The organism is Streptomyces sp. NPDC058653 (genome assembly GCF_042716895.1).
In the GTDB taxonomy this organism is placed as follows: Bacteria; Actinomycetota; Actinomycetes; order Streptomycetales; family Streptomycetaceae; genus Streptomyces.
In genome coordinates, this window is record NZ_JBHXRM010000046.1 from 63,615 (window position 1) to 70,243 (window position 6,629).

Sequence of the window (6,629 nt, forward strand, 5' to 3'; positions counted from 1 at the left end):
TGTCGGTTACGCTCGCCGACCATGAGCGCATCTGACCAGGAGAAGGTCACCGAAACGCCTGAATCGGAGGCGGAGTCCGGGGCCACGGGGGAACCGGTTGGGAACGCGGCGGGGGCGCCGGAGTCCGGGACGGCGACAGCCGTACGGGAGTCGCGGGAGAAGCGGGAGACGGAACTCCCGGAGGACGACGCCGATCCCGGGGAAGCCGACGACGACGGTGAGGACGGCCACGACAGCCACGACGGGAAGGACGGGGACGGCGACTTCGAGGACGCGGACGGCGAGGACGGCCACGACGAGGACGACGGGGACGACGACCACGAGGACCATGAGGACCACGAGGACGACGACAGTGCCCTCACCCCACGCCAGGCCCGCCGTCTCCGCGTCGCCGTCGCCTCCATCCTGCTGGTCGCGATGGCGGGACTGCTGGCCGTACGGCTCGCCAACCGCGGCACGGTCCTCGTCGTCGGCCTCTACGGTTTCGCCATGATCCTCTGCGGCGTCGTCATCGAACTCAGCCGGCACGGCCGCACCCGTCTCGCCACCTGGCTGCTCGGCGCCGGTCTCGCGGCGACGCTGGCCACGGACTGGCTGCTCCTGCCCTGAGCCGCGCCCCGGCGCTCAACGCAGCGCGCCCACCCGCCTGCCGTCGTCCAGCAGCCCGTCCAGCTCCGCCCGGTCACCGGGCTTCGCCCGTACGGCGAGCACCCGCCCCCGCGCGTCACCCGTGACACCGCCCGTCGTACGGACCGACCGGAACCCCTCACTGCCGGCGGCCAGTACGTACCACCGGCCGCCGCGCGACTTCCACAGCACACCCGCGAGCACGGAGGGCTCCAGCGCGCCGCACGCCGAGGAGTTCTCGGCCCGCGCGGCGATCGCGCCCGGCCGGGGCGTCCCGGACCCGGCCGACGGCGGCTGGAACTGCGCCAGCACCCTGTTCTCCGTGCCCCGCCACGTCTCCGCCCGGGTGCAGACCCACCTCGCGCCGCCGTTGGACTCGGGCAGGCTCTGGCTCGCGTACTGCCAGGAGTTCACCGTCCGCACCCCGTGCGAGCGCACCGAGGGCAGCAGACACGCCGTCCGCGCCCAGTCGGCCCGCGCCGCGCCGCCCGACACGTCGACGGGCGCCGAGGGAGGTCCCGACGTCAGCCGCGCGGGCGTGAGTTCGCCGAGGTCCGACAGCAGCCGGACCGGTCCCGCGCCCGCCGTCCCGTCCGCCTTCCTCCCACTCACCTCCAGCACGTCCCACGCCCCGCACTCCGGCTTCTCGCCCGGTGCCGGCAGGGGATCGGTCACCCCGTCCGCACCGCGCCGCAGCGCCCGCGCGTCCCCCTGCGGGTCGAGCAGATCGCGCACGGAGGTCGCCTCCACCCAGGGCGCGGTCAGATAGCGGACGTTGCCGTCCGTGCGCGCGGCGACCAGGGCGTACGTGGCGGGGGCCGCGCCCGGCGCGGTGTCGGCCGCCGCCCCGTCGACCCGGGCGAAGTCCAGCGCCACGGGGCCGGTGCCGGTACGGGGTTCGGCGTACCGGGCGATGCGCAGCCCGTCGTACAGCAGCACCACCCGTGCCCGGTCGACCTCGCCCGCGTACAGCAACTGCGCCGGTCCCATGGGCGGTCCCACCGGTGTGGCGGGCGTCGAGGAGACCCGCACCGACCCGCCCGGTCTGGCCCAGACCGCGAGCGCCCGGCGCAGCAGCGGCCGGTCGTCGGCCAGCGCGCCGCGCGTGGGCCACACGGAGAAGTCGGTACGGGCGGAGGCACGCCACGCGTCCTGCGGGACACGCAGGAGCTTCGCCGGATCCAGGGCGGCCTCGGCGGCCGAGTTGCGGGCGTACGACGGGGCGGCGGCGCCGTTCGCGCCCCACCCGTCGCCGGGCAGCCCGAGCAGCGCGCCGCAGACGGCCACGGCGGCGACGCCCGCGACCGCCGCGCGCGCGTGCTGGCGGCGGCGCAGCAGATCGGTGGGGCGGGCCTGGAGCGAACAGGGGTCGTACTCGGGGGACTCCAGCAGCGCCTCGCCCTCCGTACCGATGCCGTCGGCCTCCGCGAGCGCCGCGTGCGGGTCGTCCACCCCGGAGGCGGCGAGCAGCCGGCGTACGTCCGGGTCGGGCAGCCGTTCCAGGCCCCTCAGTACGAAGGCGGCCCGGGCGCCTGCGGAGAGCGCCGACAGGCGCCGGTCGAGGGCGAGTTCGTCGGCGCCGCCGGAGCGCGGGAAGAGCCGCAGACCCCACACGTGCGGCAGCAGGGGCGGCACTTGGGCGCGCCGGGGCCACGCCGCGCGGCGCAACGGCCGCCCCGCGTCGAGCGCCTGCCGCAGCACCCGGGAGCGCACGTACGTGTACCCGTTGTCGGTCGTCGCCGCGGTGCGGTTGCGCGGCAGGGAGCGCTGGACGACGGCGTGCGCGGTCAGCACGCGGCGGTTGCGCCCGAGGGCCGGGGGCAGCACGAGATAGGCGAGCCGCGCCAGCCGCGGATAGTGCTCGACGAGGGCCGCCTCGGCCTGTTCCACGTCGATGGGCGCGGGAGTGGGGCCGGGCTTGGTGGCGGCGGCGGGGGCGGAGGCCGTGGCGGCGTCGGGTGGAGGCACATTCAGCAGAACGAGCGATCCCCCGGATGGTCACCCGGACCGTTCGCAACTCCCTTGCCGCGTGGGCGAATTCAGGACGGCACGCGCCCGCTGCCCACCCCCCCGGCCCGTTCACGCCCCGACGGGGGCTACTTGCCGTCCGCGCTCCCGCCCGAGAGCGCCCAGCCGCTGAACTCGACCGTGCCCCGCAGCCCGCTCCCGCCGTTCGTCGCGCTCATGAACAGGCCCACGTCCTGGACACCGGCCGCGCCCGGCACCGGCACCGTGGCGACCGTCCGCCACGTCGCCCCGTCGTCCGTCGAGAACGAGCCGGTGAACCCGCCGCCCGACCGCGCCAGCCGGAGCAGCACCGGCGCGGTGACCCCGCCGACGAGCCGGTTGGTGTCGAGCGTGCCGTCGCCCGTCGCGTCGTACGAGAGCACCACCCCGTTGGACGGTGTCACGGCCAGGTTGACGACACCCGGTGAGCCCGGCGTCGGCAGGCTGTCGCGGACGATGACGCCCGCCCGGGCCCACGGCCCGGTGTTCTCCTGCGAGTCCACCCGCACCGTCGCGCTCACGCCCTCCCCGAACGCCCCTTCCACGAAGGCCGTGCCGAACTGCGCCGTGGCCCGCCACAGGTCCTGGCCGCCGCCGTTGATCGCGAGGCGGTCGCCGAACTGTCCGAAGACCGCCCCGTTGTTGCTGTAGGTGCGCCGGCCGGGGGCCAGCGGCCCCGCGACGTACACGGCACCCCGCTGGAGGCTCCGCACGCGCTCCTCGCCGCTCGGGCCGTACTCCAGGGTCAGTTCGTAGGGCAGCGGGCGCAGCGGCACCGTGAGCGGGTCCGCCGGTGCCGTGACGGACCAGGAGACGGAGCCGGTGCCGGCCGGGGCGACGGCGGACAGCCGGGTCGGGCCGTCCGGCCGGGCGTCCGGTCCGGTCAGGGCGAAGTCGACGGGGCCGGTGGCGCGCAGCCCGTTGACGTTCCTGAAGTCCGCCGTCACCGTGCCCCTGCCGCCGGGCGCGAGGGCGACCGGGTCGCTGGTGACGGTGACGGTGCCCTGGTACGGGGCGGTGGCCAGGGTGTCCCGTACGCGCAGGGCCGTCCGGTACGCGTCCCCGGTCGCCCGCACCGGATAGCTCGCGCGCCCCCGGGTCCACGCCTCCTCGTCCACGTACCAGTCGAAGGCTTTCGGCTCCCGCCCGGCGGCCAGCGCGTCGGCCAGTTCGTCCAGATACGCCCGCCACTGCGGCAGATGGACATCGGCGAGCAGGCCCTGCCAGTCGCGGTTGGCGTAGTTGCTCAGATACCCGGCCGCCGACCTGTCCGCCCAGGTGGTGATCAGCGTGCGCGCCGTCCACTCCAGGGTGGTGGCCTCCTCGGGGCCGGTCGCGAACCGTTTGGCGTCCTCCAGCCACGGCCCGAGCAGGAAGGAACGGTGGCACCCCAGCACCGTGTCGCTCAGCCGCATCAGCCTCAGCCACAGCGCGGCCAGCGCGCGGAACGTCGCGACGTCGCCTCCCTGGAAGGCGCCGCGCAGCTGCGGCAGCAGCAGCCGGGAACGGTTGGCGAGCGCCTGCCGGGCCAGCTCCGTCACGTCGTACCGGTACGCGTCCGAGCCGCGCAGCCCCTCGCGTACGTCGAGCAGGGAGCCGAAGGCCTTGTCGAACGCGGCGATGTCGTAGGCCGTCCCCACGGAGGAGGTGAGGGAGGGGCGGCGCGAGAAGAGGGAGTCGACGGGGCGGCCGTCGCTGGTCGTCAGCCGGTACGCGGTCGCGGCGAGCACGGCGAAGGCGTCCCGGGCGGCGCTGTCCTCGCCGCCGTAGCGCAGATCGGCGTACGACCGGAACCAGCCGGCGTGGTCGACCGCCTCCTTCCGCCAGGCCAGTTCGCTGAAGAGCTCGAAGGCGGCCGGGTCGCGCTCGGCGGCCTCCGGCATGTACGCCGTTCCCACGAGCGCGCTGTCCGGTTTGTCGCGCCAGAGCGTGAACCGCTCCGTCCAGCGGTCGGAGTTGGCGCCCAGCGTGGTGCGCCCGCCGAAGTTCGGGATGGTGCCGAAGGCGTACGGTGTGCCGCCCCAGTCCCGCTCGCGGTCGGTCACCGAGTCCAGGTCGGAGAGACCGTCGACGATCAGCACCCGGTCCCTGTCGATGGCGTCGAGCAGGGCGGGCACGGGGTTGGACTGCCAGCCGAGGATCACCCAGGTCGCGCCGGGGCGCGCGGTGTGCAGGGACTTCTCGACGGCGCGGGCCGCGTCCGCCACCGGTACGTCACCGGCGTCGCCGCCCTCGTGCAGCAGATCCATCTTGAAGTGGTCCACCTCGCCGAAGAGGTCGCCCTGGTGCCGGTAGAAGGCGGCGGCGACCTCGGCGAAGACCGGGGTGCGCGGGTCGAGCCAGTCGGGGCGCGGCAGCCCGTTCCAGCTGCCCTGGGGCACGGTCCTGGCGCCCGGGTTGCGGGCCGCGAAGCCGTCCGGGACGGTGCCGAAGTAGCCCGGGAGCACGGGGGCCATGCCCAGCTCGCGCATCCGGTCGGTGATCCGCCGGCCGAGCGCGGCGCGCAGTGCGATCAGCTCGGGGGAGAGCGGGCCGCCGTACTCGCTCATGTTCTGCAGCAGCCACCACGGCTGGTGGGAGGGGGCCGGGAGCCAGGTGCGGGCCTCGGTGTCGGAGTAGCCGAAGCCGGTCAGCAGCCGGTGGTAGACGGCCTCCTGGCCGGTGGTGACGAGGACCTCGTTGCAGCCGTGCAGGGCGAGCACGTCGAGCAGGCGCTCCCAGCGGGGCCAGTCGGCGTACGGCGCGGTGTACCCGTCGTGGGTGTCGTTGAAGGCGAACCGGTGCCGTACGGTCGCCGAGCGCTCCAGCGGGCGGCCGGGCGCGGGCAGGGTCGCGGGCAGGTCGAGTTGGCTGCCCGACCAGCTGATGTGGGCGCCGCACACGTACTTCAGATACCAGTGCACGCCGGTGAGCAGGACGCCCGCGTCGGTGCCCGACACCTCGACGCGGCCCGGGGACCCGGCGACCCGGAACCGCTCAGGGCCGCCGACCACCCGGAGGCGGAACTGGTCCGCGTGGCGCGGGAGCAGGCGGCCGAGCGCGGCACGTGCGGTGGCGAGCGCGGCGGCCGGGTCGCGGGGAGCGGCGCCGGAGCCGGACGTGGAGTCGCCGGACGCGGAGGCGCGGGGCGCGGCGGAGGCGGCCACGGCCGACGCCAGGCCGACGGCCGCCCCGATCACCCCGGCGCCGGCCAGCACCGCCCGTCGGGAGGGAGAAGCAGGAGAGGCGGGAGAGGCGAGAGAGGCTGGAGAGGCGGGAGGGGTGGGACTCGGCAGCTCGGTCATCAGCGGTCCTCAGTCCTCGGTTACCGGTTGTAGCCACGGGTGTGACAAAAGGTGCATGTGGAGCGCACGTTAATGACGGGGAAGGGGGGTCGGCAACGATGTGATGCGTCGTTCACTCGCGCGGGGGCTTGTGGAGAGGGCACGATGGCCGAATGCGTACCGACCGACCCCGAGCGGCACTGGTGGTGCCGGCCCTGGCCCTGGCTCTGCTGAGCGGCTGCGGCGCGAATGACGACGAGGCCCCCGAGGTGCCGAAGACGGCGACCGGGAGCCTCGAACAGCTGGCCGAGAAGGCCAAGTGCGACCCGAACGTGCAGACCGACGCGGAGGAGCTGCGTCAGGCCAACTGCAAGACGGGTTACGGCAGATACATCCTCACCACGTTCTCGACCGACCGCGGTCTGCGCGAGTGGATCAACGAGGCCAACGACTACGGCGGTTCGTATCTCGTCGGCAGGAAGTGGGTCGCCAGCGGCGACGCGAAGGTGGTCGAGTCGCTGCGCGGACGGCTGGGCGGAACGGTCGAGACCGCTCCCGAGCACCACTCGGGGGGCGGCGGCGAGGACGGCGGGAGCGGCACCGGCGGCCATGGAGCCGACGGCGGGCACGACACCGGCGGCCACGACACGGAGGGTCACGACTCCGGGGGCCACTCGGGCCACCCCACGAAGAGCTGACGACAGCAGGCGCCGGACGGGCTGAGCTCAGCCC

General features: G+C 74.9%; 4 protein-coding genes. 2 read left to right on the forward strand and 2 right to left on the reverse strand.

All coding sequences use genetic code 11. The features are described 5' to 3' along the window. Positions 1 to 21 precede the first annotated feature (21 nt). Positions 22 to 609: a hypothetical protein gene (locus ACFWU9_RS30255; protein WP_384324060.1), complete on the forward strand. Its 588-nt coding sequence runs from the start codon at positions 22 to 24 to the stop codon at positions 607 to 609. Positions 610 to 624: 15 nt separating this feature from the next. On the opposite strand, the gene ACFWU9_RS30260 is transcribed toward ACFWU9_RS30255, so the two are convergent. Both ACFWU9_RS30260 and ACFWU9_RS30265 read right to left on the reverse strand, forming a co-directional pair. After that, a complete protein-coding gene (locus tag ACFWU9_RS30260) occupies positions 625 to 2,595 on the reverse strand; it encodes a hypothetical protein (RefSeq protein ID WP_384324062.1) in 1,971 nt (656 codons plus the stop codon). A 128-nt stretch (positions 2,596 to 2,723) separates the two neighbouring features. Next, the gene (locus ACFWU9_RS30265) at positions 2,724 to 5,918 is read right to left on the reverse strand and encodes an alpha-N-acetylglucosaminidase TIM-barrel domain-containing protein (protein ID WP_384324064.1); all 3,195 of its coding nucleotides are present in this window, start codon (positions 5,916 to 5,918) and stop codon (positions 2,724 to 2,726) included. A 152-nt stretch (positions 5,919 to 6,070) separates the two neighbouring features. On the opposite strand from ACFWU9_RS30265, the gene ACFWU9_RS30270 reads away from it, so the two are divergent. After that, complete coding sequence (locus tag ACFWU9_RS30270) at positions 6,071 to 6,595, forward strand: hypothetical protein (protein WP_384324066.1); 525 nt, start codon at positions 6,071 to 6,073, stop codon at positions 6,593 to 6,595. Positions 6,596 to 6,629: the final 34 nt, after the last annotated feature.

Bases quoted from the DNA above. Each gene is read 5' to 3' on its own strand.
- ACFWU9_RS30270 (WP_384324066.1), top strand. From the start codon at position 6,071: ATGCGTACCGACCGACCCCGAGCGGCACTGGTGGTGCCGGCCCTGGCC.
- ACFWU9_RS30255 (WP_384324060.1), top strand. From the start codon at position 22: ATGAGCGCATCTGACCAGGAGAAGGTCACCGAAACGCCTGAATCGGAG.
- ACFWU9_RS30265 (WP_384324064.1), bottom strand. From the start codon at position 5,918: ATGACCGAGCTGCCGAGTCCCACCCCTCCCGCCTCTCCAGCCTCTCTC.